The sequence below is a fragment of the Algoriphagus confluentis genome, assembly GCF_036245625.1.
Lineage (GTDB): Bacteria > Bacteroidota > Bacteroidia > Cytophagales > Cyclobacteriaceae > Algoriphagus > Algoriphagus confluentis.
The window spans coordinates 16,103-40,753 of sequence record NZ_BTPD01000005.1 but is presented as its reverse complement, the minus strand read 5'-3'; the positions used below and the strand labels follow the sequence as shown (position 1 = coordinate 40,753).

General features: G+C 44.7%; 25 protein-coding genes and 1 other RNA gene. 16 read left to right on the top strand and 10 right to left on the bottom strand.

The window, feature by feature from the left end:
- Nucleotide 1: 1 nt before the first annotated feature.
- From AAA943_RS08475 to queA, 4 genes are all read right to left on the bottom strand, one after another.
- The gene (locus AAA943_RS08475) at nucleotides 2–1,036 is read right to left on the bottom strand and encodes a sensor histidine kinase (RefSeq protein ID WP_338223796.1); all 1,035 of its coding nucleotides are present in this window, start codon (nucleotides 1,034–1,036) and stop codon (nucleotides 2–4) included.
- Nucleotides 1,037–1,069: 33 nt separating this feature from the next.
- Nucleotides 1,070–1,915, bottom strand: coding sequence for a LiaF transmembrane domain-containing protein (locus tag AAA943_RS08470; protein ID WP_338221707.1), 846 nt, complete (start codon nucleotides 1,913–1,915; stop codon nucleotides 1,070–1,072).
- 126 nt (nucleotides 1,916–2,041) lie between these two features.
- Nucleotides 2,042–2,722: a 2-C-methyl-D-erythritol 4-phosphate cytidylyltransferase gene (locus AAA943_RS08465; protein WP_338223795.1), complete on the bottom strand. Its 681-nt coding sequence runs from the start codon at nucleotides 2,720–2,722 to the stop codon at nucleotides 2,042–2,044.
- 78 nt (nucleotides 2,723–2,800) lie between these two features.
- Complete coding sequence (gene queA, locus AAA943_RS08460; RefSeq protein WP_338223794.1) at nucleotides 2,801–3,850, bottom strand: tRNA preQ1(34) S-adenosylmethionine ribosyltransferase-isomerase QueA; 1,050 nt, start codon at nucleotides 3,848–3,850, stop codon at nucleotides 2,801–2,803.
- Between the two features lie 248 nt (nucleotides 3,851–4,098).
- Between queA and AAA943_RS08455 the strand changes: the two genes are divergently transcribed.
- Entirely contained in the window at nucleotides 4,099–5,346 is a 1,248-nt protein-coding gene (locus tag AAA943_RS08455) for an ABC transporter permease (RefSeq protein WP_338223793.1), read from the top strand.
- 74 nt (nucleotides 5,347–5,420) lie between these two features.
- Here the strand turns inward: AAA943_RS08455 and recA are convergent, their stop codons facing one another.
- The gene (recA, locus tag AAA943_RS08450; protein WP_338223792.1) at nucleotides 5,421–6,449 is read right to left on the bottom strand and encodes a recombinase RecA; all 1,029 of its coding nucleotides are present in this window, start codon (nucleotides 6,447–6,449) and stop codon (nucleotides 5,421–5,423) included.
- Between the two features lie 177 nt (nucleotides 6,450–6,626).
- On the opposite strand from recA, the gene AAA943_RS08445 reads away from it, so the two are divergent.
- The 9 genes from AAA943_RS08445 to AAA943_RS08405 all read left to right on the top strand — a co-directional run bounded on the left by AAA943_RS08445 (nucleotide 6,627) and on the right by AAA943_RS08405 (nucleotide 13,496).
- Nucleotides 6,627–7,409, top strand: coding sequence for a DUF3108 domain-containing protein (locus AAA943_RS08445; RefSeq protein WP_338223791.1), 783 nt, complete (start codon nucleotides 6,627–6,629; stop codon nucleotides 7,407–7,409).
- 145 nt (nucleotides 7,410–7,554) lie between these two features.
- Nucleotides 7,555–8,244 (top strand): response regulator transcription factor, encoded by a 690-nt coding sequence (locus AAA943_RS08440; protein WP_338221701.1) that lies wholly within the window; start codon nucleotides 7,555–7,557, stop codon nucleotides 8,242–8,244.
- 3 nt (nucleotides 8,245–8,247) lie between these two features.
- A complete protein-coding gene (locus tag AAA943_RS08435) occupies nucleotides 8,248–9,330 on the top strand; it encodes a sensor histidine kinase (protein WP_338223790.1) in 1,083 nt (360 codons plus the stop codon).
- A 75-nt stretch (nucleotides 9,331–9,405) separates the two neighbouring features.
- Complete coding sequence (locus AAA943_RS08430; RefSeq protein ID WP_338223789.1) at nucleotides 9,406–10,116, top strand: RluA family pseudouridine synthase; 711 nt, start codon at nucleotides 9,406–9,408, stop codon at nucleotides 10,114–10,116.
- A 180-nt stretch (nucleotides 10,117–10,296) separates the two neighbouring features.
- Nucleotides 10,297–10,740: a 50S ribosomal protein L13 gene (gene rplM, locus AAA943_RS08425; RefSeq protein ID WP_338223788.1), complete on the top strand. Its 444-nt coding sequence runs from the start codon at nucleotides 10,297–10,299 to the stop codon at nucleotides 10,738–10,740.
- 10 nt (nucleotides 10,741–10,750) lie between these two features.
- On the top strand, nucleotides 10,751–11,137 hold the full coding sequence (gene rpsI / locus AAA943_RS08420) for a 30S ribosomal protein S9 (protein ID WP_187176960.1): 387 nt from the start codon (nucleotides 10,751–10,753) through the stop codon (nucleotides 11,135–11,137).
- Between the two features lie 38 nt (nucleotides 11,138–11,175).
- Nucleotides 11,176–11,937 (top strand): 30S ribosomal protein S2, encoded by a 762-nt coding sequence (rpsB, locus tag AAA943_RS08415; protein WP_338223787.1) that lies wholly within the window; start codon nucleotides 11,176–11,178, stop codon nucleotides 11,935–11,937.
- A 183-nt stretch (nucleotides 11,938–12,120) separates the two neighbouring features.
- Nucleotides 12,121–12,951 (top strand): translation elongation factor Ts, encoded by an 831-nt coding sequence (gene tsf, locus AAA943_RS08410; RefSeq protein ID WP_338221696.1) that lies wholly within the window; start codon nucleotides 12,121–12,123, stop codon nucleotides 12,949–12,951.
- 128 nt (nucleotides 12,952–13,079) lie between these two features.
- Entirely contained in the window at nucleotides 13,080–13,496 is a 417-nt protein-coding gene (locus tag AAA943_RS08405) for a hypothetical protein (protein ID WP_338223786.1), read from the top strand.
- A gap of 97 nt (nucleotides 13,497–13,593) precedes the next feature.
- On the opposite strand, the gene AAA943_RS08400 is transcribed toward AAA943_RS08405, so the two are convergent.
- Nucleotides 13,594–14,883 carry an aminopeptidase P family protein gene (locus tag AAA943_RS08400; protein WP_338223785.1) on the bottom strand — a complete coding sequence of 430 codons (1,290 nt, stop codon included), beginning with the start codon at nucleotides 14,881–14,883 and terminating at the stop codon, nucleotides 13,594–13,596.
- A 111-nt stretch (nucleotides 14,884–14,994) separates the two neighbouring features.
- On the opposite strand from AAA943_RS08400, the gene AAA943_RS08395 reads away from it, so the two are divergent.
- Genes AAA943_RS08395 through AAA943_RS08380 form a run of 4 tightly spaced genes read left to right on the top strand, consistent with a single transcriptional unit; the run spans nucleotide 14,995 to nucleotide 19,530 of the window.
- Nucleotides 14,995–16,224 (top strand): M16 family metallopeptidase, encoded by a 1,230-nt coding sequence (locus AAA943_RS08395; RefSeq protein WP_338223784.1) that lies wholly within the window; start codon nucleotides 14,995–14,997, stop codon nucleotides 16,222–16,224.
- A 3-nt stretch (nucleotides 16,225–16,227) separates the two neighbouring features.
- Nucleotides 16,228–16,875: an O-methyltransferase gene (locus AAA943_RS08390; RefSeq protein ID WP_338223783.1), complete on the top strand. Its 648-nt coding sequence runs from the start codon at nucleotides 16,228–16,230 to the stop codon at nucleotides 16,873–16,875.
- A 59-nt stretch (nucleotides 16,876–16,934) separates the two neighbouring features.
- On the top strand, nucleotides 16,935–18,515 hold the full coding sequence (locus AAA943_RS08385; protein ID WP_338223782.1) for a LysM peptidoglycan-binding domain-containing protein: 1,581 nt from the start codon (nucleotides 16,935–16,937) through the stop codon (nucleotides 18,513–18,515).
- A gap of 22 nt (nucleotides 18,516–18,537) precedes the next feature.
- Nucleotides 18,538–19,530 (top strand): DUF3078 domain-containing protein, encoded by a 993-nt coding sequence (locus tag AAA943_RS08380; RefSeq protein ID WP_420915598.1) that lies wholly within the window; start codon nucleotides 18,538–18,540, stop codon nucleotides 19,528–19,530.
- Here the strand turns inward: AAA943_RS08380 and AAA943_RS08375 are convergent.
- Both AAA943_RS08375 and AAA943_RS08370 read right to left on the bottom strand, forming a co-directional pair.
- Complete coding sequence (locus AAA943_RS08375) at nucleotides 19,527–19,976, bottom strand: hypothetical protein (protein WP_338223781.1); 450 nt, start codon at nucleotides 19,974–19,976, stop codon at nucleotides 19,527–19,529. The two genes, AAA943_RS08380 and AAA943_RS08375, sit on opposite strands and share 4 nt — an antisense overlap.
- 122 nt (nucleotides 19,977–20,098) lie before the next feature.
- The gene (locus AAA943_RS08370; RefSeq protein WP_338223780.1) at nucleotides 20,099–21,241 is read right to left on the bottom strand and encodes a DNA polymerase III subunit gamma/tau; all 1,143 of its coding nucleotides are present in this window, start codon (nucleotides 21,239–21,241) and stop codon (nucleotides 20,099–20,101) included.
- Between the two features lie 313 nt (nucleotides 21,242–21,554).
- Here AAA943_RS08370 and ssrA point away from each other — a divergent pair.
- Nucleotides 21,555–21,956, top strand: a transfer-messenger RNA (tmRNA) gene (gene ssrA / locus AAA943_RS08365).
- Between the two features lie 102 nt (nucleotides 21,957–22,058).
- On the top strand, nucleotides 22,059–22,412 hold the full coding sequence (locus AAA943_RS08360; RefSeq protein ID WP_338223779.1) for a hypothetical protein: 354 nt from the start codon (nucleotides 22,059–22,061) through the stop codon (nucleotides 22,410–22,412).
- A gap of 15 nt (nucleotides 22,413–22,427) precedes the next feature.
- Here the strand turns inward: AAA943_RS08360 and AAA943_RS08355 are convergent, their stop codons facing one another.
- Both AAA943_RS08355 and AAA943_RS08350 read right to left on the bottom strand, forming a co-directional pair.
- Entirely contained in the window at nucleotides 22,428–23,123 is a 696-nt protein-coding gene (locus AAA943_RS08355; RefSeq protein ID WP_338223778.1) for an ABC transporter ATP-binding protein, read from the bottom strand.
- Complete coding sequence (locus AAA943_RS08350; protein ID WP_338223777.1) at nucleotides 23,120–24,613, bottom strand: DUF5687 family protein; 1,494 nt, start codon at nucleotides 24,611–24,613, stop codon at nucleotides 23,120–23,122. Before AAA943_RS08350 ends, AAA943_RS08355 begins: the two co-directional genes overlap by 4 nt.
- Between the last annotated feature and the right edge of the window lie 38 nt (nucleotides 24,614–24,651).

The window sequence follows — 24,651 nt, the reverse complement described above, 5'->3', positions numbered from 1 at the left end:
TTTAAAATATGGGTATTTTTAATGTGACTTGAAAAACTTCCTGCTGAACTGACTTTTGGAGCAAATCCTTCCGTCCAAAAATTAAAAATAGCCTTCTTTCCACCGAACTCAGCCCAAAGCCTGTTCCAGATTGGGTCGAGGCAGTAGGATCAAAGGGATTTTTCACTTCCAAAATAAGGTAATTCCCGTCCAGTTGGGCCCTAATTTCAATTTTCACTTCACCTGCGACTCCGTACAGCCCATGCTTGATGGCATTTTCTACCAAGGGCTGAATAAGCAGCTGAGGGATTCGAATACTCTCTGTTCCCTCCCCGATATGAAAATCCACAGTCAACCTGTGGCCAAAACGGATCCTTTCGATCTCCAGATACATTTTTAAGGTCTGAAGTTCTTCCCTCAGCTCTACTCGGGACTGTAAATCTTTTCGAATTGTCCCCCTGAGAAAGTCTGACAACAAAAGAACCATTTCCCTTGCCCGCTGCGGCTGAGACACGACTAGAGAATTGATGGAATTTAGACTATTAAACAGAAAATGAGGCTGAAGCTGCTGACGGAGTTGGGTAAGTTCAGCCTCTTTGGCCAGTTCCAACATTTGGGATTCCCGTTTGTTGATTTCATCCTGCCGCTCCAGCTGAGAAACCGCCAAAGCCAACAAGGCCACCATCTGCTCCGCCATTCCCAACACAGTCCAACGAAGGTAAAGCTGTCCATTCAGCATCTCCCGATACGCGGAGTCTCCGGCATACCAATCCAAAACCCATCGGTGAATCCAAACGGAAATAAAGCTTAGGCTGATCGGGAGAAAAAAGATGAGCCAAACATTTTTCCCTTTGGGAGAAATCAGGCTGAACACCCGATCCAAAATCAAAACCCCTCCCACAAACAAAAAGGCATAAAAAAAGGCATCTGCCCCAGCCAAAGAAGATTCGAGACCCCATTCAATCAATAAAAAGAGGCATCCCAAGAACCAGATGAGACCGGCTCCCGGGATGACCCATTTACCCAGATTGGGATTGGAAAAGGCGTTTAGTAGCAAGAATAAGCGGTTTTAAATGACCGTTTAAGGTCGTTAAAAGGATTTGATTTCCAAACCTCCAAACAGGATCGTTCCTTTGAGCACAACGACTTTGGATGTATCCACTCCGCCTTCTCTGAAAAACCGCTTGTCTTCCAGGCCTGCGGCGATGTTGGTCACTTCTGTCCGGATATCCCAATGAGGTGGCACAAACAATTTGACTCCGCCAAAGATGATATCTACCTGAATGGTAATGACCCCGTTGAAATCCACTTGGGTCAAGTCCAAGTCTGCCCCACCAAAGGCTGCAGTGATTTTTCCTCCCTGAAAGTTTTTGGACATAAACTTCCGATTGACCCCGCTGAAGATCGCATCGATGTTCAATCGGTCATGAAAAGAAGTCCCTGTGGTCCGCGTAAACCCAGAGCCGGAAAAAGAAGAATCATTTGAAGAAGTAGAAGAAGTATTGCCATTCTCATCGACTACTTTGGCATCCTCTACCGAGGAGCTTCCAAAGGAAGTTTTGGAATTTTTTGATTGCCAGTTTTGCCGAATATCATCGAGTACTTGCTTTTCTCTTCTCTTCTGGGTGATTAAATAGATGCCTAGAACGATCAGACCAATTGGCCAGATATATTGCCCTAATCCAAAGTCAAATCCAAATTCATTTCGAAGAAGAAAATAACTGCCCAGGAAAAGCATCACCGCTCCAAAAAAGCTTCTGAATTCATGCTTGATCAGAGTAAATACCCCTATGGCGATCAAAATCATCGGCCAGGATAGTACCCATCCGGGGATGAAAAAGCCGAGTTTTCGAAGAAGAAGGATTACACCTATCCCAAGGATAATGAATCCCACAGCGATGCTGCCGTCATTGTTTTTTTTACTGAGTTGGTTCATGGTCTGTTTCGGTTTTGAATTATGGAACCAAAACTAGTATACCCCTCACCTCTATAAAACGGGCAGTAGGTGGACTTTGGAATAAAGTCGGTAAAGCCCCCCAAAAAGTCGGTGAATCTGCAGAAGTCAGTCTTTTTTCTTCGAAATGAGGAACTCAGCAAATTCCATATCCTCAGGAGTGGTGATTTTGATATTTTCCGGATTACCGGCAATCAGGCTGACCTGCCAACCTTGATGTTCATAGACCGTGGCATCATCGGTAAACTCAGGGATTTCAGTGACCTGAAATGCCTTCAGTATCTTTTCAACCTGAAAAGTCTGTGGAGTCTGGACCAATCGATACCGCTGCCTTTCCCGAAAAGAACTTTTGCCATCATCTGAAAGCTTCCGGATAGAATCTTTCAATGCTACCACGGCCACAGCGCTTCCGGATTGATGGGCTACCTCAAAGCTTTCTCTGATCACTTCTTCTTTCACAAAAGGCCTTACCCCATCGTGAATGGCAACCAGCTGAGTTCCGGAAGTCAAAGCCTGTAGCCCATTTCGGACCGACTGAAACCGGGAATTCCCTCCTGCGACCACTCGATGGGGAATCTCAAACCGGTAGGTTTTGCAAAGGGAATCCCAAAAAGCAAAATCGTCAGCAGGCAAAACCAAAATCAATTCCGCTTCCGGGACAGCTTGATAAAATATCCCTAGGGTATGCATCAATACCGGCAATCCACCAATGGGGAGATACTGCTTGGAAACCGGACCGCCCATTCGGGTGCCCCTGCCTCCTGCTACCAAAATAGCCGCCTTTTTCATGGCTGGTAATTCGTGTTTGATGTGGTAAAAAAGAATAAGCTAAAGGATAAAAAAAAGCTCCTTTCGGAGCTTTTGAATTTAAAGGATAAGCATGGCGTCACCATAAGAGAAGAATCTGTACTTCTCTTTGATAGCTTCCTTGTATGCTTTCATGATCAGGTCATATCCTCCAAAGGCCGCTGCGGTCATCAGCAATGTAGACTCCGGCAAATGGAAGTTGGTGATCAAAGAATTGGCAATTTTGAAATCGTAAGGCGGAATGATGAATTTGTCTGTCCATCCTGTCGAGGCTTTAAGTCTACCTCCGGCTGTCACGGAAGACTCAATGGTCTTCAGGGAGGTGGTACCTACAGCTACCACTCGCTTTTTGGCATCCAGTGCCTCATTGACCAGTCCGACTGTTTTATCCGGTATGTTGTAGTTTTCCGAATCCATCTTGTGCTTGGTCAGATCTTCTACATCTACCTGTCTAAAGGTACCCAATCCTACATGAAGGGTAATTGGAGTCACTTCCACTCCTTTCAATTCCAGCCTTTTAAGCAATTGAGGGGTAAAGTGAAGTCCTGCTGTAGGCGCTGCGACGGCACCCACATTTTTGGCAAAGACCGTCTGATACCGATCTCTGTCCTCTGGTTCAACCTTACGATCAATGATCTCCTTCAAAAGCGGGGTTTCACCTAGAGAATCGATGGTTTTTTCGAATTCTTCGGGAGTGCCGTCAAAAAGAAAGCGGATGGTTCTACCTCTGGAGGTCGTGTTATCGATCACCTCAGCGACCAAGTCACTGTCTCCGAAATACAGCTTGTTGCCTACCCGGATTTTTCGGGCTGGGTCTACCAAGACATCCCAAAGCTTAAGGTCAGGATTCAGTTCTCTCAGGAGAAAGACCTCAATTTGTGCCCCGGTTTTTTCTTTATTGCCATAGAGTCTGGCTGGAAAAACCTTGGTATCGTTGGTGACAAATACATCACCATCGCCAAAGTACTCCAAGATATCCTTGAAGTTTTTATGCTCGATCTGTCCGGTTTTTCTATGGACAACCATCAGTCGGGATTCATCCCGATTGTCAGTAGGATATAGAGCAATTAGTTTTTTAGGGACGTCAAATTTGAAATCTGATAATTTCATCTGTAGTTATTTGATTTGAATGGTCAGACCTGCTTTTTCCGGCAGGCGGTTTGAATTTCGAGTAGCTTTCCGAGGATAAGGGACTATCCCGATGTACAAGGAACACTTCATGCTCGATTTTCTAGGGTGCTTTTGAATGGATTCTCTTTAAATTCGCTTGGTTTTTGCTTTAAAAAGTGCAAAGTTAACAACAATAATGTCCAAATTCGCCTAACTTACCAAATTGTTTTAAACCAACTATTCATCGCATGCTGTTTTTCCGCCTTACCTGGGAAAGTTTCCGTTTTGCCATCAACGCACTGCGCACCAATCTCACCCGTACTATCCTTTCCCTTTTGGGAGTGACGGTTGGGATTTTCGCCATTATCACTGTATTTACCCTGGTCGATTCATTAGAGACCAAAATCCGTTCCTCTTTTGCATTTCTGGGCACGAATGTGATGCGGGTAGATCGATTTCCTTTTGAAGGAGGAGGTCCGGACTTCCCTTGGTGGAAATATTTCAGACGGCCTACCGCCAGCCTTTCAGAGTACCGTTTTTTGTCCGACCGGATCAAAAATGCGCAAGGCGTGACCATTTCAGCCTCCTCCAACACCACTATTCAGGCGGGCAGCAATGCCTTTGAGGGCATGTCCCTGACCGGCGTGGTCCACTCCTATCAGGACGTCTATGAAATAGTTCTGGAAGAAGGAAGGTATTTTTCGGAAGCAGAAATCGAAGCCTCAAGGAATCTGGCCATTATCGGAAAGAAAATTGCCAACACCCTTTTTCCCAACCAATCGGCTATAGGAAAAGAAGTCAAAATCAAAGGGATGAAATTTGTGGTGATCGGGATTTTTGAAGAAGAGGGAGAAGGATTTCTGGAATTGCCCTCCAAGGATGAGGCGTGCCTTATTCCGTATGGATCCTTCACTAAAATGTACTATACCGGTAGAAATGGGCTGGAGCCTACCATTGCAGCAAAAGGATTGGCTGAGGATGTGGGCTTGGTCGCCCTGGAAAATGAAATGACCGGTCTGCTACGAGCCAAAAGAGGACTTAAGCCTACCCAGGAAAATAATTTCGCCCTGAACAAAACAGAATTTATTCAAAATGCCATCGGCTCTATTTTTGATGTAATTTCCGTGGCGGGTTGGGTAATTGGAGGATTTTCCATTTTGGTTGGTGGATTTGGGATTGCCAACATCATGTTTGTCTCCGTCAGGGAGCGAACCAACATCATCGGAATTCAGAAATCCCTTGGAGCGAGAAATTACTTTATCCTTTTCCAATTTTTGTTTGAGGCCATTTTCCTGAGCCTGATTGGTGGAGGTACAGGAATTCTCCTCGTTTTCCTATTGAGTTTCGTCCCGCTAGGAAGTTTGGACCTGATTCTTTCCTTTAAAAATATCATTTTGGGATTGGGAGTATCCTCTGCAATCGGTGTGGTCGCCGGTATTGTTCCTGCCACACTTGCGGCTCGTTTAGACCCTGTGGAAGCCATCCGAACTGCCTAACCGGCAAAATGCACCAATGAAAAAAGGAGGCCGATCACAGATGGATGGGCCTCCTTTTTTTATTTTGATGATACTCAACTTTCCAAGTCTACCGTAGGCTCAGTGGGCAGAAGACCGGAGGCAGATTTGATCTTTCCTTCCAGTTCTTCCATCAATTCAGGGTTGTCCAATAACAGATTTTTCACTGCATCCCTTCCTTGACCGAGTTTTTCCCCATTGTAGCTAAACCAAGAACCGGCCTTTTTGATAATGTCCAACTCCACGCCCAAATCGATGATTTCGCCAACTTTGGAAATGCCCTGACCATACATGATATCAAACTCCACCACTTTGAATGGTGGAGCCACTTTGTTTTTCACCACTTTTACTCGGGTTCTGTTTCCGAGGACATTGTCTGCACTTTCCTTGATTTGACCGACTCGTCGGATATCCAAGCGCACGGAAGCGTAGAATTTGAGCGCATTACCTCCAGTGGTCGTCTCCGGATTACCAAACATGACCCCGATTTTTTCTCGTAGCTGATTGATGAAAATACACGCGCATCCGGTCTTATTGATGGCTCCAGTCAGCTTTCTGAGTGCTTGGGACATCAGTCGGGCTTGCAATCCCATCTTGCTGTCTCCCATCTCACCTTCGAGTTCTCCTTTTGGCACCAATGCAGCCACCGAGTCGATCACAATAATGTCGATCGCTCCTGAACGAATGAGATGTTCGGCGATTTCGAGGGCCTGCTCCCCATTGTCGGGTTGGGAGATGAGCAGATTTTCTGTATCTATACCCAGCTTTTCAGCATAGCTCTTGTCAAAAGCGTGCTCAGCATCGATAAAAGCAGCCATTCCTCCGGCTTTTTGAGCCTCAGCAATGCAGTGCATGGTCAGCGTCGTTTTACCTGAAGATTCGGGACCGTAGATCTCAATGACTCTTCCCCTGGGAATCCCACCTACGCCCAAAGCCATGTCAAGCCCCAGTGAACCGGTAGAGATCGCGGGGACTTCCAGGACTTTATTGTCACTCAGCTTCATTACGGTGCCTTTGCCGTATGCCTTTTCGAGTTTATCGATGGTCAGCTGTAGTGCTTTTAGTTTTTCTGCGTTATTACTCATGAGTTAGAAAAGATGAAAATTAAAGATTGGAAATTTACCAAATACCCAAGCATTAGCAATAGAAAGCTTGGATTGTTTTCGATTGCCAAATTTGTACATTTAATTTATCCGAAAAGCTCTATTTTTCGTTTAGAGAAACAAAACCTGAAGATTTTGTCAGTTATTGTCAGAAAAAACATGATTCGCTCGGTTCTCTTCCTTTTGGGGATCCTCTTTTTTTTCCATTTCTCAACCTCTGCCCAATCCAACAAGGCCTTCACTTTTGGCGAAGAATTGACCTTTGAGGTCAGCTATGGATGGCTTGAACTGGCCGAAGCCAAGCTTCAGGTGGCCAAACGGGCAGTGCAGGAAGGGAGCAAAGCACACTATAAAATAGATGCCTACGGCAAAACCAAAGGAGCCGCCACTATTTTCGGGAAGGTCAATGACAATTGGGGCACCCATCTGGATACGGGAAGCCTACTCCCCTCTGTCTCTTACAGGCACATTGAAGAAGGCAAATACCGGAAGCACGAAAAAGTCTATTTTGATCAGGAAAAGAAGTTGGCCAAAATGGAACTCTATGATAAAGAGAACAAAAACCTGAAAGAGGTGAAGGAATTTAACCTACCCGGTAAAGTTCAGGATTTGGTCAGCGGATTCTATTATCTAAGGACGATGGATCTTTCCCATCTTCGAAAGGGGGAATCCATCACCATCACAGGATTTTTCGATAAAGAAATATATAACCTAAAATTAATATACGAGGGCAAAGAGGAGATCGATACCAATCTTGGCAAACAAGAAACCTTCGTTTTTTCTCCCCAAATCCCCAAAAACAAACTTTTCAGAGGTGAATACCCAGTAAAAGTATGGGTAACCACCGATCAGAATAAAATCCCGGTGAAAATCAAAGCCAATCTTTTCATCGGTTCCCTGAATATTGATATTGCCGAAGCCAAAGGCCTTCGTTCGATGTGAGATTTGTTAATTTTTGAATAACCTCTGCTTAACTTTAGGGAAATTTCACGCGAAAAACCTGATCTAAAATACCGGTCAGCCAATGATTGTTTGGTTTTAATGAGCGATTATTGATTAATTTTAACCGAACCTTAAAACCATCTCCATGAGCGAGAAGCAGAAGATCAAAGTTTTGGTCGTCGATGATGAACCGGATATCGTTGAAATTCTAAAATACAATCTCCAAAAAGAGGGGTACGAAGTAGCCACAGCAGAAGACGGAATCAAAGCGGTAAAGACAGCCGTCAAATTCCAGCCTGATGTCATTTTGCTGGACATCATGATGCCCGGTCAAGACGGAGTGGAAACTTGCCTGCAGATCCGTCAGATTCCCGAGCTTAAAAATGCTTTCGTCATCTTCCTTACCGCCCGGATGGAGGAATACTCAGAAGTAGCCGCCTTCGATGTGGGAGCGGATGATTACATCACCAAGCCTATTAAGCCCCGGGCGTTGATGAGCCGGATTGCGGCCTTGTTTCGAAGAGAATCGAAAAAGGAGCAGGAGGTATCCCAAATCAAAATTAGAGACCTCGTTATCGACCGGGGCAGTTACACCATAAACAAATCAGGGAAAACCATCACCCTGCCCAAGAAAGAATTTGAATTGTTGTATTTCCTTGCCAAAAATCCTAATATGGTCTTCAGCCGGGATGAGCTTCTTCAAAACATCTGGGGTTCGGATGTTTTTGTTTTGGCCAGGACTGTGGATGTGCATATCCGAAAAGTCCGGGAGAAGATCGGAGAAGACTACATCACTACGGTAAAAGGCGTAGGATACAAATTCGACTTGGGATAACACATGCTGACCAACTCCAGGGGGATAGCACTTATTTTGGCAATAGCCATTGCTGCTTTGACGACGGCTTTCCTTTCCCTCATGGGCGAGAGTACGATCACTTATATGCTGGTGGCAGGTGCTTTGATTTTTTCCATTGCTTACTTACTCATCAACATCACTTTGGAGTTTCTTATCTTTAGAGAAATAGGAAACATTTACACCCTTTTGGAGAAAATTCAAAAAAAGGATCTCTCCGATATTCAGGACAAATCTTTCCGCTCATCCCTCTCCCCGCTTCGCAAAATCAACTCGGTAATCAACTCTTACGCCATCGCCAGGCAAAAGGAAATCGAGACCCTGACCAAGAATGCGGAATTCAGAAGGGAATTCATCGCCGATATATCCCATGAGCTCAAGACTCCTATTTTCGCCACGCAAGGATATATTCACACCCTTCTCGATGGGGCAATAGAAGACAAACACGTCCGGATGAAATTCCTGAAGAGAGCAGCCAAAAGCCTGGACTCCCTCGATGTGTTGGTTCAGGACCTGCTTACCCTCAATCAGATGGAGAGTGGAGTCATCAAGTTTTCATTTTCAGATTTTGACCTTCGGGAACTCATCGATGAGGTTATCGAAGAGCTGGAGCACAAAGCTTCCAAGCGGGAGGTGAAGATCAAATGGGAATACGACCCGGAAAGAAAGTACATCACTCATGCCGATCGACCAAAAATCTATCGGGTCTGCCAAAATTTGATTTTTAACGCCATCAAATACAATCACCACGGAGGAGAAGTGCAGATAGGACTTAAGCCCGGCAAAAACACCTTACAGGTAGAAATCAAAGATGATGGACAGGGGATCCCCCCGGAAGACCTCAAGCGCATTTTTGAGCGATTTTATAGAGTGGAGAAAAGCAGAAACAAAAAAGAAGGTGGCACTGGACTCGGATTGGCCATCGTCAAGCACATCCTCGAGGGGCACAAGAGCAAAATATCTGTAAGCTCTACGGTCGGAAAGGGATCAATTTTCAGTTTTTCATTGCCCATGGTTAAACTTGCAGAACAGGAAGATTTGACCAAGTCTGCCACATCCAAACAGTAAATAAAACAGGTCCTTTTTTTCATCCTATCTTTTGACTTACCTTTGCCCCTTCTTTGAAGAGGCGCAGGAAAATCCATGAAGAAAGTAGACTTTCAAAACCTTATACTATTTGAAAACGAGGATTACCTGGTGATCAACAAGCCGCCATACCTGTCGAGCTTAGACGACCGGCATGAGGCGCAAAACATCCTGGACCTAGCCAAGGCACACACCGCCGATTCTCAACTGTGCCATAGATTGGATAAAGAAACCTCGGGATGTCTGGTGATTGCCAAGAATCCGGAGGCCTACAGGCACTTGGCCATGCAGTTTGAAAACAGGGAAGTAGAAAAATTCTACCATGCAGTCATCGAAGGAATCAAGGACTTCCGTCAGGAGCTGGTAGACCGAAACCTCGTCGCGACTAACAAAGGCATCGCTAAAGTCAGTAAAGAAGGAAAGCCAGCGCAGACCGTGTTCAACACGCTGAAAACCTATTATGCGCACACCTTGGTGGAGTGTAAACCCATCACGGGTCGATTACACCAAATTCGCGTGCATTTAGCCTACCTGAAAGCTCCGATTTGCGGAGACACCTTATATGGTGGCAAGCCTTTGTACCTTTCTTCACTCAAGCGCCGCTTCAATCTCAAAAAAGACACCGAAGAGCTACCCATTATGCAGCGGGTTTCACTTCATGCCTATTCCATTGAATTTCTAGGTCTGGACGGAAAGCCCATTCGAGTCTCTGCTCCTTATCCTAAAGATTTTCAGGTATTAGTCCATCAGTTGGAAAAAAATGTCTGAGAAACAATAGGGTCCTGAAATCAAAAAAACCGAGGAATATTCGGGATTTTGGACCTAAACCCATGAAAATTAGGAATAAGGATTGGAAATAGTTTGCATAAAAAACAAAATGCATCTATCTTTGTGTCCCTTTTTGGGGTCGATAATTAAATAACAAGCTAAAAATTAAACAGTTACACAGTGGATACTCTGAGCTATAAAACCATCTCAGCCAACAATTCCACCGTAGAAAAGCAGTGGGTCGTCGTAGACGCACAAGCTGCGATTCTGGGAAGATTGGCGAGTGAGGTTGCGAAAATCTTGAGAGGAAAGACGAAGCCTAGCTTCACTCCTAACGTGGATTGCGGTGACAATGTCATTGTAATCAACGCAGACAAGGTACGATTGACGGGTGACAAGTGGGACGCCAAAGTCTATGTGCGTCACACCGGATACCCAGGTGGACAGCGAATTTCCACCCCAAGAATCCTGAAGCAGAAGTCTTCAGCGATTTTGGTGGAAAAAGCAGTTCGAGGCATGCTGCCTAAGAACAGATTGGGAAGAAAAATGTACGGTAACTTGTACGTGTATGAAGGTGCAGAGCATCCTCATGCAGCACAACAGCCTAAAACCATCACCCTTTAATCGCTAAATCATGGAAATGATCAACACAATCGGTAGAAGAAAAACCTCCGTAGCCCGAATCTACATGACTCCAGGCAACGGAAAAATCACCGTAAACAACAAAGCTATTGAAGTGTACTTCCCGTTTGATTTACACCAGATTGTAGTAAAGCAGCCTCTTGCCCTAGTAGGGGTAGAAGGCAACTACGACGTCAACATCAATGTAGACGGTGGTGGAATCAAAGGACAAGCTGAGGCAGCCCGTATGGCAATCTCCAGAGCTTTGTGCGAGTTTGACGCAGAGCACAGAGGTCCTTTGAAAAAAGAAGGCTTCCTGACCCGTGACCCTAGAATGGTCGAGCGTAAGAAGCCAGGACGTAGAAAAGCAAGAAGAAGATTCCAGTTCTCCAAGCGTTAATCGGAACGATCTTCATTCCATAGAAAACAATTTTATTCATGTCAAAAATCGAATACAAAGACTTACTGGATGCTGGTGTTCACTTCGGACACTTGACGAGAAAGTGGGATCCAAGAATGGCTCCATATATCTTCATGGAGAAAAACGGTATCCACATTATCGACCTCAACAAAACGCTTGCTTGCCTCGAAGAAGCATCCAACGCAATCAAGCAAATCGTACGTTCCGGCAAAAAAGTAATGTTTGTCGCTACGAAAAAACAAGCCAAAGACTTAGTAGCTGCAGAAGCTCAGCGTCTAAATATGCCTTACGTGACCGAAAGATGGTTGGGCGGTATGTTGACCAACTTCGCTACTATCAGAAAATCCTTGAAGAAAATGTCCGGCCTTGAGAAATTGATGAAGGAAGATTCTTACAAGAACTTGGCTAAGAAAGAGCGTCTGATGGTCAGCCGTCAGAAAGAAAAAATGGAAAGTGTACTTGGCGGTATCGCTGACCTGAGCAGACTTCCTGCAGCGCTTTTCGTAGTAGATATCAAAAGAGAACACATCGCCATCGCAGAAGCACAAAAATTGGGTATCCCGGTTTTCGCTTTGGTAGATACCAACTCCAATCCTAACGAGGTGGACTTCCCAATCCCTGCAAATGATGATGCATTCAAGTCTGTTTCTTTGTTGGTGAAAGCTTTCGGAGCAGCCATCGAAGAAGGTCTTTCCGAAAGAAAGAAAGACAAGGACGAAGCCAAGCTTTCTGAAGAGGAAGAGGCAAAAAGAGCCGTGGACGCCGAAACACAAGAGTAATCCACACCGATTTGAAATAAATAAAATTGAACATCCGGCCCAGGCCGATGTTCAATTTTTTTGTTTTTACTCTTTCCCCGGGTCAAAAGCTTAACCCCATGGAAATATTACCCGGTCTCCTGTTTTGTAACTTGGGCCGGCAATCACAGAAAATTATTAATCGCTAGATAAACTGATCACAACATGGCAATTACTGCACAAGACGTAAACAAACTGAGACAAATGACCGGTGCCGGTATGATGGACTGCAAAAAAGCTTTGACAGAAGCCGAAGGCGACTTCGAAAAAGCAGTGGACATCCTCAGAAAAAAAGGTCAAAAAGTATCTGCTTCCAGAGCAGACCGCGAGACCAAAGAAGGCGTGGTAGTAACCCGAGTAGCCGAAAACGGCGCAAAAGGAATCCTTCTTTCCCTGACTTGCGAGACTGACTTTGTGGCTAAAAACGAAGAGTTCGGTGCTTTCGCAAATACTTTGATCGATATGGCTGTGGCCAACAACGCTTCTTCTAAAGAAGATATCCTAGCCCTTCCTTTTGAAAACATCACCGTAGCTGAGAAAATCGTAGAAATGACCGGTAAAATCGGCGAGAAAATCGAAATCTCCCACTACGAAGTCATCTCCGCTGAGAAAGTGGTTCCTTACATCCACTCCAATGGCAAATTGGGAGTATTGGTAGGATTGGTCAACGCATCAGGTGCTGATGTAGAAGATGCCGGAAAAGACGTAGCCATGCAAATCGCTGCTATGAATCCAGTAGCCGTAGACAAGGACGGAGTGGATGCTTCCATGATCGAAAGAGAAATCGAAATCGGTAAGGAGCAGGCTAGAGCTGAAGGCAAGCCGGAAGAGATGTTGGAAAAAATCGCTATGGGTAAGCTTCAGAAGTTCTACAAGGAAAACACCTTGTTGAGCCAACAATTCGTAAAAGACAACTCAAAGTCTATCGCTCAGTACCTTGACGGAGTGAGTAAAGGCTTGACTGTAAATACTTTCAAGAGAATTTCTATCGGGTAATTATCCCAATTAAACTTCTTACAAAAAACCCTCTCGGAGCGATCTGAGAGGTTTTTTTTATGATATAATTTGTGTTTTTTAACATTTATCGTAATTTTAATAACTTAAATAGTTAAAATAATTGGATAATGGATAAAATTGAGAGAAAGGCATTTACAAAAAACTTCTTAGAGGCGATTGAACATCTAAAAGAGAAAAATCTTATCAAAACTGATAGAGATTTAGAATTAAAAGCAGGAATAAGATCGCAAAGAGTAACTGGGATGAGATCTTATCTGGAAAAAAATAATGGAAAGGCATATTACGCAACTCCAGATCAAATAAAAAAACTAAATGAATTATTTAATGTCAGTTTAGAATTTATTTATAAAGGGATTTACCCAATAATTGAAAGAAAAAAGGATATCACTATTGCGCCAGAAAGAGTTTCGGAAAACTACCAAACTATCTCTAAAGTCATGGAAGAAATTAATTTTTTAAAAGAGAAAATAGATTTCTTAAATGAAAGGGTAGATTTTCTTTTTGAAAAACTTAAATCAAAATAAAAAACTCTCAAAATCGTTTCTGGGGAGTTCGGTAATTCGGTCAAGAAACTTTTCCAAAGTTTGAAACTTTGGAAAAGTTCTTCTTCACCGAATTAGTTCATGAATTCATCAACTCTTCAATCTCTTCCGCTTCTATCGGAATATTCCGCATCAGATCGAAATATCCCTCTTCCTGAACCACCACATTATTTTCCAAGCGAATCCCAAACCCTTCCTCCGGAATATAGATCCCCGGCTCTACGGTGAATACCATTCCTACTTTGATCGGAAAATGCATGGTACCCACATCGTGCACATCCAATCCCAAATGATGGGAAGTCCCATGCATAAAGTACTTTTTGTAGGCGGGCCAGTTGGGATCCTGATTTTTGATATCCGTCTGATCGATCAATCCCAGTCCGACCAACTCCGATTGCATGATCAGGCCGACTTCCCGATGATAGTCCTGAATAGTCACTCCAGGACGAAGCATGGAAGCGGCTTGTCTTTTGACCCGCAAAACGGCATCATAGACCTCTCGTTGCCTTTTGGTGAATCTTCCGCTCACAGGAATAGTTCGGGTCATGTCTGCATTGTAATTCCCATATTCTGCACCTACATCCAGCAACAACAATTCCCCGGCATTGCAGGCTTTGTTGTTTTCGATATAGTGCAAAACACAGGCAGAAGGACCTGAAGCGATGATTGGCTCGTAAGCAAAACCCCGGCTTCTGTTGCGCACAAATTCATGAATAAATTCCGCCTCGATTTCATACTCGGTCACCCCGGGTTTGACAAAAGACAGAATCCTGCGAAAGCCTTTCTCGGTGATATCACAGGCGATTTGCATCTGATCGATCTCTTCCTGCTCCTTGACTCCCCGGAGTTCGTGCATGATCGGGGCTGCCCGCTCATATTCATGAAGAGGAAACTTTTCCTTACAAGCTTTGATAAACCTCGCATCCCGGGTCTCAACTACGACTCCTGCACGGAGATGTTCGTTGGTATTCAGGTAAATCCGCTCCGAAAGAGCCATTACCGAGTTGAATATCTGATCAAAGGCAGTCAACCATTGGATATTTTTGATCCCGGAAGCAGCCTCAGCCTCTTCTTTGGTGTATTTATGGCCTTCCCAGACTGCGATATGCTCGTTGGTTTCTCTGAGAAACAATACTTCTCTCCAAGCCGGGTTGGGGCAATCCGGAGCGATAAGCAGGATAGTTTCCTCCTGATCGATTCCTGATAAGTAGAAGATGTCATTGTTTTGGCGGAATTTCATCGTCCCATCTGCGTTGGTGGGCAGGATGTCATTGGAATTGAAGATGGCCACGGAATTTTTCGCTAGTTTGGAAGCAAGGTTAGACCGGTTGCGGATATACAGTTCTTTGGGAAGGGGTTGGTATTTCATAGTCAAATTGATCTCAGGGCAAGTTAATAAAACCTGTTTATCCTCGGAATCAAAATCAGAGATAGGGGGTTTAGACTTAAATTTGTACTTTCCAAAAAGGATTAGCGCAGCATGCAGTTGAATATAAAAGAGCTACCCAACGGGATTCGGATAGTTCACCAACAAGTCACCCACACCCGTTTGGTTCATTGTGGATTCATTCTCAACATCGGTAGCCGGGACGAAGATAAAGAGCAGGAAGGATTGGCTCATTTTTGGGAACACATGGCCTTCAAAGGCACTCATAAAAGGAAGACCTTTCATATCATTAATCGACTGGAATCACTAGGTGGAGAGCTCAATGCCTACACTACCAAAGAAAAAGTCTGCTTTTATGCCTCGGTATTAAAAGACCACTATCCCAAAGCAGCCGAATTGCTGTTTGACATTACCTTCAATTCTACTTTTCCCGAAAAGCAGATCGAAAAAGAACGGCAGGTGATTTTGGAAGAAATGGCCATGTATCGGGACTCACCGGATGACTCCATTCAGGATGACTTGGATGCTTTGGTCTTTGCCAATCATGCTTTGGGCAGGAATATTTTGGGGACAGAAGACACAGTAGGAAGATTCACCCAACAGGACTTCTTCGACTTCATTTCCACACATTTGGACACCTCTCAACTGGTTTTTTCAGTAGTAGGAAACATCTCCTTTGAAAAAGCCCTGAAGGCAATCGAAGGCCCACTGAAAGAAATCCAAACCAGACGGACCCTTTATGTCAGAAATGGATTTCACACCTACCAGCCCCAAATCAAAACGGTCCGCAGGGAAGTGTCCCAATCCCTCTGTGCCATAGGTAGGCCGGCCTACTCTCAGCATGACCCTAATCGGTACAAGCTCTTTCTGCTCAACAACATCCTGGGAGGTCCAAGCATGAACAGCCGATTGAACCTTTCCCTTCGCGAAAATTATGGCTACGTCTACAGCATCGAATCCAGTTATCAGCCTTTTTCAGACACAGGATTCTTTGGGATTTATTTTGGGACGGAAGAAAAAACCCTGAAAAAATCCCAGGCTATTGTCCATCGGGAAATGCAAAAGCTCCGAACCAAAACCTTGGGAACCCTTCAGCTCCACATGGCCAAGGAACAGGCCATTGGACAGATGGCCATGGCCGAAGAAAATTACGCAGCCTTGATGCTTGTCTATGGCAAAAGCCTGATCGATCATGACAAAATTGATCCCTTGGAGCGGATTTTTGACCAAATCCGCTCCACTACAGCCACCGACCTACTGGAAATCGCCCAGGACATCTTCAATCCTGAGCAGTTGAGCGTACTCACTTATATCCCTTCTTGATCCATGGAATTCATCGACCCAGCCTTACTGGCTTATTGCGAAGCCCATACCAGCCCGGAAGATCCTCTTCTCCAGAAAATCACCCGGGAGACCCAAGCCAAAGTCCTGATGCCACGCATGCTTTCCGGACATCTTCAGGGGAAAACCCTGGAGCTCTTTGCAAAAATGATCCGGGCTCAATCCATTCTGGAAATCGGTACCTATACCGGCTATTCGGGAATCTGCCTGGCTAGAGGCTTGAGCAAAGGTGGCAAACTGACTACGCTGGATATCAATGACGAACTGGAGCCCATGGTTCGGGGATTTTTTGAAGAAAGTGGTCTCGCCCATCAAATCGACTACCGACTGGGCAATGCAAGGGAAATCATCCCTACCCTTTCGGGACCTTTTGACTTGGTTTTCATTGACGCGGACAAATACTACTATTCTGAGTATTTCGACTTGGTCATTGACAAAGTCAGTCCGGGAGGGATTATTTTGGCTGACAATGTTCTTTGGTCAGGGAAGGTAGTACAGGAAGAAGGAAAAAAGGTAGACAAGGATACCCAAGCTTTGCTTGACTTCAACCGGAAAGTCCAAGAGGATTCCCGGGTCGAAAATGTACTTTTACCTCTTCGAGACGGGATTCTGATGGCAAGAAAACTGGATTAGGACAAAATGGGAATCATTTTTGCTATTTGGGGCAATAGCAATTGATTTTCCTGAAGACCATGACCCTAAGACTACCCAGCTTACTCTTTTTGACCTTTTTCAGCACTTTGGGAGCCCTCTGGGCCCAAATCCCCCAAGTGCCGAGTGAGATGGAATTTGCAGACCTCATCGTTCGAATCAATCCCCAAGCCAAACGGGAAATTCAACTGGATGTGGATGCACTATATCGTAACCCTACCTACTTCAAGCTCAAAAATGACCGGGTCAATCTATTCATGCCCATCGTAGAGCGGGAGCTCCGAAAGCAAGGAGCGCCTGATGACCTGAAATACCTGGTAATCCAGGAAAGCGGATTGATTGCAGATGCGGTCTCTACTTCCAATGCGGTAGGATTTTGGCAATTTAAGCAGGGAACTGCGGAGGAAGTGGGCCTAAGGGTGGATGGACAAATTGACGAACGGAAAAACATTGTCACTTCCACTCAGGGAGCTGCCAAATACCTCAAAAAGCATCAGGCAGTTTTGGATAATTGGATGACGGCACTTGTTTCCTACCAAATGGGGCTCGGGGGAGCAAAATCTTACTTCGGAAATCAGTATTCCGGCAAAAAAGTCATTGAAGTGGACCGTAATTCCCATTGGTATTTTAAAAAGTACTTGGCCCACAAAGTCGCCTACGAAGGACAAATTTCAGTTTTTGCTTCAAATCAACGATTAGCTGAGGTCCAAATCCAAGGTCCTGCTACATTTAGCACCTTAGCAAAAAGATTTGGTGTCAGCGAAGATCACTTGAAAGAGTACAACAAGTGGGCTGTCAATGGAAAAGTACCCGCAGGAAGTCACACCCTTTTCTATATCGCCGCAGGATCCCTTCCTGTGGAGCCGGCAATTGTCACAACACCTGAAAAGAAAAACAGCAATACTTCGACTTCTTCCTCCTCGAGTGCGGCTTCATCGGTTTACAAGCAGGCCGATTCCTACCCAAGAATCAGCGGCAACACTACCCAAGCCGGCAAACCCAATCAAATCAAAGTCAATGATCTCGACGGAGTACAAGCCTCCACCGCTACTACACAAAGTCAATTTGCAGACCGGGTGGGATTGAGGGAGAAAAAACTCAGAAAACTCAATGACCTGGAGCCCGGAGCAAGAATTGAAACCGGGAAGTATTACTATACCGAAAAGAAAAAGGCCAAAGCCGATGTGGAAACTCATATTGTGCAGCCCGGGGAAACACTTTGGAGTATTTCTCAGAAATACGGAATCCGGCTGGCTTCTCTAAAGTCCAAAAACAGAATCCGAAGTGATAGAGAGCTCAAGGCAGGCATGGTACTTCAGCTTCAGGAGCCCAGAAAACGGGGAGAGGAGATTCAGATTGTCCCCGTCAAAAACCCCTCATCAGCTCCCAGAACAGTGATTGCCCAGAACAACACACCTGCCCCAGCCCAAGCTTCTCCTCCTCCGATCAAAGAAGAGAAAACTTCCTCCAATCCAAGCTACCATGTTGTTAATCAAGGCGAAACGCTTTTTGCTATTTCAAGAAAGTATGGAATCACAGTAGAACAGCTGAAGTCTTGGAACAACATTGGCAGCAATAACCTCATCTCCATCGGTCAGAAATTGGTTATCTTCCAGCCCTGATTCAGCCTGTTATCCGAAGTAAATGCGACGTTTTCTCCTACTTTTCAGTGTATTTTTTTGTTTGCTGATCCGGACTTCGATGGGTCAGGATCGGATTATTGTACCTGATACGGTTTTGATCAACGGAGACACCCTGGTGATGCTGGGGGATTCCATTTTGATCGAGGAGCCGGAAAAGGAGATCTTTTGGTCTACAGGCGGAAATTACAACCTCAATATTCAGCAGGTCACCTTGAGCAATTGGGCTGCAGGGGGGGCCAGTTCTTTTGCGCTAAACTCCGGAGTATCCCTCTTTGCCAATTACAAAAAAGACAAAAAAGTCTGGGATACGCAGTTGAATATCAACTTAGGATTTAACCGGCAAAATGATCGGTCTTTCGAAACCCGAAAGACCAATGACAACTTTATCTTTTCGAGCAATTATGGTCGAGAGCTATCAGAAAAATACTTTCTCTCCACCCAACTTGACGCTAGAACACAATTACTGACCGGATACAAATACAGCCGACCTGCTGGCAGCGAATCTGAAATAAGAACCAAAATTTCGGATTTACTCTCTCCTGGCTACATTCAGTCCTCAACCGGTCTGAATTATCGAAGAACCTTCGAGGACAAAAGCAGCCTTTCCCTTATCGTATCTCCTTTCACCGGTCGATTCACCATTGTGCTCAATGACTCCCTTAGTAATGCGGGAGCTTTTGGGGTGACTCCGGGAGAAAATGTCCGGGCTGAGGCCGGAATGTCTTTTTCCACCAGGATTGCTGATTTTATTCTCATGGAAAATGTGACCTGGAGAGCCAATCTGAACCTGTTCTCTAATTACGAACGTTTTGGAAATATGGTGGTCAACTTTAACTCTGATATCCGATTAAAGGTCAACAAGTACATCTCCACCCGGATTGAGACGGTCTTGATTTACGATGAGGAGGTTTTCATCAAGCAGGATGATGGAAGCAGCAAGCAGGCCGTGCAATTCCAAAACCTGATCAATTTTGGCGTTTCGCTCGATTTTTAGAAATCCACATCCAGTCCAAACTTCCGCTGAAGCTCTATTAAGGCAGGATACTTTTTCATCAAGTGCAGGAGCTTGTCACTGTCTGTATACAGCTTTCCACTATGATCATCTTCTTCTTCCTTGATATGAACTCCAATGGTAAATCCATTGGCACCGGTCAACTTCCGAATCAAGCCCACCAAGTCAGGCTTCATTTTATAGGCAATCTCTTCCTGCATATGCCCGGAGACTTCGAGTCTGACTTCACCCGAGATCAATTTGATTTCTTGGTCCAAGATCGTCTGCTCAAACTTACGTTCGGCTTGTCGAAAGTGATTTCTGATTTCAGGCAGACAAGAATCAAGCAGGTCTTGGGTCAGAGGTTTTGATTCCTTAGGTTCCTCGACTTTTACTTCTTTTTCAGCAGGTTTGGGAGCCTCGGCTTCCTTTGCCTTTTTGTCTACCAACTGCTTGGTCTGGCTCAGACTGACAGGAATAGAGATGGTGGACTTTACAGGAGATTTTTTCTCCGGTATTGGTGTTGGGCTGGAAAGAGGAAGAGGTTTGACAGAATTCTCCGAGGGATTAGTTACCCTTTTTTTTTTAGCTCATCAGCCAAAGTAGCCATGCGGAAAGCATGGGGAAGTTTTGCCATCTTCATCAAGGCCAATTCCACATGAAGGCGCTGGTTTTTGCTGGTTCGGTAGTGGATATCGCACTGATTGGCAAGATTGAGCGCGGAGATCAAAAAGGATAAAGAGGCCTGTTGAGTCTGCTGCAGATAGCGCTCCTTGGCAGAATCTGATACTTGCAAAAGCTCAATCGTTGCTTCATCTTTTACTACCAAGAGGTCCCTAAAGTGTTCACTCAGGCCAACGATAAAGTTATGTCCATCAAAGCCTTTTTTCAGAATCTCATCAAAAATCAAAAGAACCGAAGAAATGTCTTCCGCTACCAAAGCATCCACTACTCTGAAATAATAATCGTAGTCCAGGATATTGAGATTGGCGATGGTTTCCTGATAAGTGACTTTTTTCCCTGCAGAATAGGTAACGATCAGATCAAAAATCGACAAGGCATCCCGAAGCGCACCATCTGCTTTGGTCGCAATCAGGCGAAGTGCCTCTTCCTCGTAATCGACCTTTTCCTTCTCTGCGATGTACTGCAGATGGTCTGCGATATGCTTGATTTGAATTCGGTTGAAATCAAAAATCTGACAGCGGGAAAGAATGGTCGGGATGATTTTGTGCTTTTCCGTAGTAGCCAAGATGAAGATGGCATACTTTGGCGGCTCTTCCAACGTCTTCAAAAAAGCATTGAAGGCCTGAGTAGAAAGCATATGCACCTCATCAATGATATAAACTTTGTATTGACCTTTTTGAGGAGCGTAGCGCACTTGCTCTACCAGATTCCGGATGTCATCTACGGAGTTGTTGGATGCGGCATCCAGTTCATAAATATTGAAAGAGGCGTTGTTTTGAAAAGAAACGCAGGAATCACAAGTCCCGCAGGCTTCGAAGTCTTTGGTCAGTTTTTCACAGTTGATGGTCTTGGCGAGAATCCTGGCACAGGTGGTCTTCCCTACCCCTCTAGGTCCACAGAAAAGAAAAGCCTGGGCAAGGTGATTATTTTTGATCGCATTCTGAAGCGTAGTGGTAATATGCTGCTGCCCCACCACACTCTTGAAATCTGCCGGTCTGTATTTTCTTGCCGAAACGACGAAATTTTCCATCGCTGCAAGATATAAAAAAGTGGATACTCAGGAAGGGAGAAAAACGAGCTATGGTAAAGTTTTTCAGTAATTGATTGATTTTTAAACGGATTGGAAAATTGAAAAATTCAATAGGTTGGAAGGTTGGAAAGTTGAAAGGTTAGAAAGTTGGAAGGTTCGAAGGTAGGGAGATTTGAGAGCAAGAAGGTTGCAAAGTTAGATAGACAACTAAGCTTTGAAGAATAGGATTCAATTAGCTTGCCCTTTTCGTAAATCCCAAATCATAAATCCAAAATGAACGAATTTTCTCCTACTTTTGTCTTCCTAATGAAATGGGGCTGACCGGTTTTGACAGTAAGTATAAAGATCGGGCTCGCATGCAGGCTGGAGTATGTACGGCCTTGAACGATTCATACGAACGATAAATGGCGAAACTTCTTACGCCATGGCTGCCTAATCTCTCCTAACTAGGACAGATCGCTTAAAGGGTTGAGTCGCGAGAGTGATTCCCCGGCCACATCTCCCCACTCGCCGTCTGATCCGGGTGGATTCGAGGTGTCGACTTGATCGGACTGCTGCTTGTGATGCGATTAAGCAAGCTTAAGACCAATCGATAAGCCAAACTCAGGTGTGTCACCCAGCATAATTTGGTCGAAAACCCAACAGGTGACTAAGCATGTAGACGGTACGGTGTTTCCTTATCTGGACGCGAGTTCGAATCTCGCCAGCTCCACTAAAATCCTCTCATCTCCTTGAGAGGATTTTTTTATTTTCAGCGCTTTTCCATTTCTCTACATTTCCAAGCAATTTCTTACTTTATCCATCTATTCCAGCTTCTATGAAAAAACCAGTATTCTTCGCGCTTTTCCTTTTCGCCTGTAATGTCATCCCGCCAGAACCCTCGGACTTTACCGTAGAGGAGGTGAGTGTGGTAGGCGGCCCGGTTCTTTCGGTTCAGGATAGTGTCGGACTACTTTTAAGGGTCAGGGGCCTCCCCCCTACCAATGCATGGAAGATGGTATGGGAAGTCAATGGCCAGGATGTATTCACTCAAGATGTCTCGGGAAAGCCAGGAACTTTTTCTTTTACTAAAAAGTATCGTGGAACCCAGACTGGGGAATATCTTTTCAAAGGATGTATTCAATCCAAAACCAGAAGAATTTGTGATGAGACTACTTTCTTTCTCCAATAGAAAAGGGAATTCTTCTTAGCCTGTAAAATAGGCCTCCAACTCACTCATCATCGCTTCTTTTTCCCTCAGGTCACGGATGATTTTTCCCTTTTCGAGCAAAACAATCCGGTCACAAATCTCCGTCACATGATTCAGGTCATGGCTGGAAATCAAAAAGGTTCTTCTGGAATTCTCCGTTTCTCTGAGTACCAGTTTCTTCAATCGAATCTGAGAACTTGGATCCAGATTTTCGAAAGGTTCATCCAAAAACACCACTTCAGGATTACCCATGAGTGCTGCAGCTATGCCGACTTTCTTGAGGTTTCCTTTGGATAGGTCTCGGATGTACTTCTTTTTGCCCAAGACCTCGTCATTGAATAGATCCACAAACTTCTCCAAATGCAGCCTTAAGTCAGCTTCGGACATTCCGTAGATTTTTCTCAGAGACTCAAAATACTCATCTGGAGTCAGATAGGACAAGAGCATGTGCTCGTCCAGATAGGCTCCTACTCTGGCTTTCCAAGATTCAGTTTGGGCTACATCCTCCCCATTGATGGTGACCTTGCCACTGGTAGCTCTTACCAAGTCAAGCATGATTCGGAAAAGTGTTGTCTTCCCGGCACCATTGTTTCCAACAAGGCCGAAGCATTGGCTGGAAGGGATTTCCAGATTTTCGACATCCAAAACGACGGCATCTTTGTATTGCTTTTTCAGCTGGTTTACAGTAATCATAATTCTTGGCGGAATGAAGATGAAATTTCGTAACGGTTATTGAGCACTCTATTGATATTGACTTGGGACAAGGGTTTGAAAGCCACCATCCCAATCAGTCCGATGACTCCTAGCGCGATCACCCCGGCTACTTCATTGAAAAGAAAAAATACCGGCAGATAGATTGCATAAGGTAAAATAAACATCGGGATAAACATCAGCCACTGTGCCGCACCCATGCCTTCGTAGTTAAACATGGCCCCTTTGTTTAAATCCATCGGCTTGGGCTTCCAGAGGGAAAAGTAAATGATGACATGCATCAACACGCCGATATTGAATAAGAAGCAGCACAGATGCAAAAGCAGAAACTGCAAGCCGAAAAAGGCGTAAGGAATCGAGGCCAGAAAGCAAATAAAAGAGGTCCCGATGAAGAGCAGGTATTTCCCTCTGATCAGCGATTCAATCCCATTCTTTTTGCTGATATAAAAATCAAAATTGGAGGAATTCCAACTGAGAAAAACCTGGGCATATTGGAGCATAAAGATACCGGTAATGAAGACTCCAACGAAGATAAATATCCAGTGGAGGCCGCTACCCTCCTCAGTGGCATATTGAGGGTTTTTGTAGAAAATCAATCCATAAAGCAGGAAAAATCCAGCCAACATCAGGTAAGTCCTGCTCTTTTTGTGCCGGATGATGAGCTTCCACTCCAAATTGGCCAACTCTCCCGCCAAACCGAATCGGGAGAAAAAGCCGATACTCTGATTGACAAAACGGACATCTTCCTCTTCCGTCAAATCTTCCAGATAGGCATTGACCACATAAAATTTGAAGCAAAGCACATAGGCACCCGCAGAAAAAGCCAAAATGGCAAGAAATGGAAGAGGACTCAGCAAAGCTAAATCAAACACCGGCTTCATGATTTCGCCCAAATTAAACCAACCCATATAGCTGGAACCTGTCCCCAACAGCAAGACTGCCATGACAGAGATCAGCCCAATCATGCTGTCATCAAAACGCTGCTTGAACCAAAGCATAAACCAATGCAAAGTCCAGCTGGTGAGCAAAATGGAACCTAACCAGGTAATTACCCCTTGCCAACCGTATTCACCGCCTACTACTTCCAAAGAAAAAGGAAGGAAAAGCAAAAGAGCGATCAGAGAAAGTGGGGAAATAAAGGACCTGAAAAGGAGAATATGAACGATTCGTTTTTTCCCGATAGGCAAATGAAGAAGACTTTCCAGGTCTACCACCGGCAATTTTTGGATAAAATACCGATACATGAACTCCGCCAGAAAGAAGTAAATCAGATAGCTGTTGAGTACATCTAGAGGATTTTGGCCTTCAGCCAACTGCTCAATTATCCGCTTGAGCAGAAATCCGGCTGCAAAAACGTAGCTAAGGAGAAGCAGGGCCAGAAATCCCATGAATAGATTCATCAGGAGACTTTTGGCGAAAGAAGTGGACCGGACACTTTTCAGAAACTGCAGTCGGATAAGGGTAAAAAACATAGGCTTTTGTCTGGAGTTTTTTAATTCTTGACCAAAAT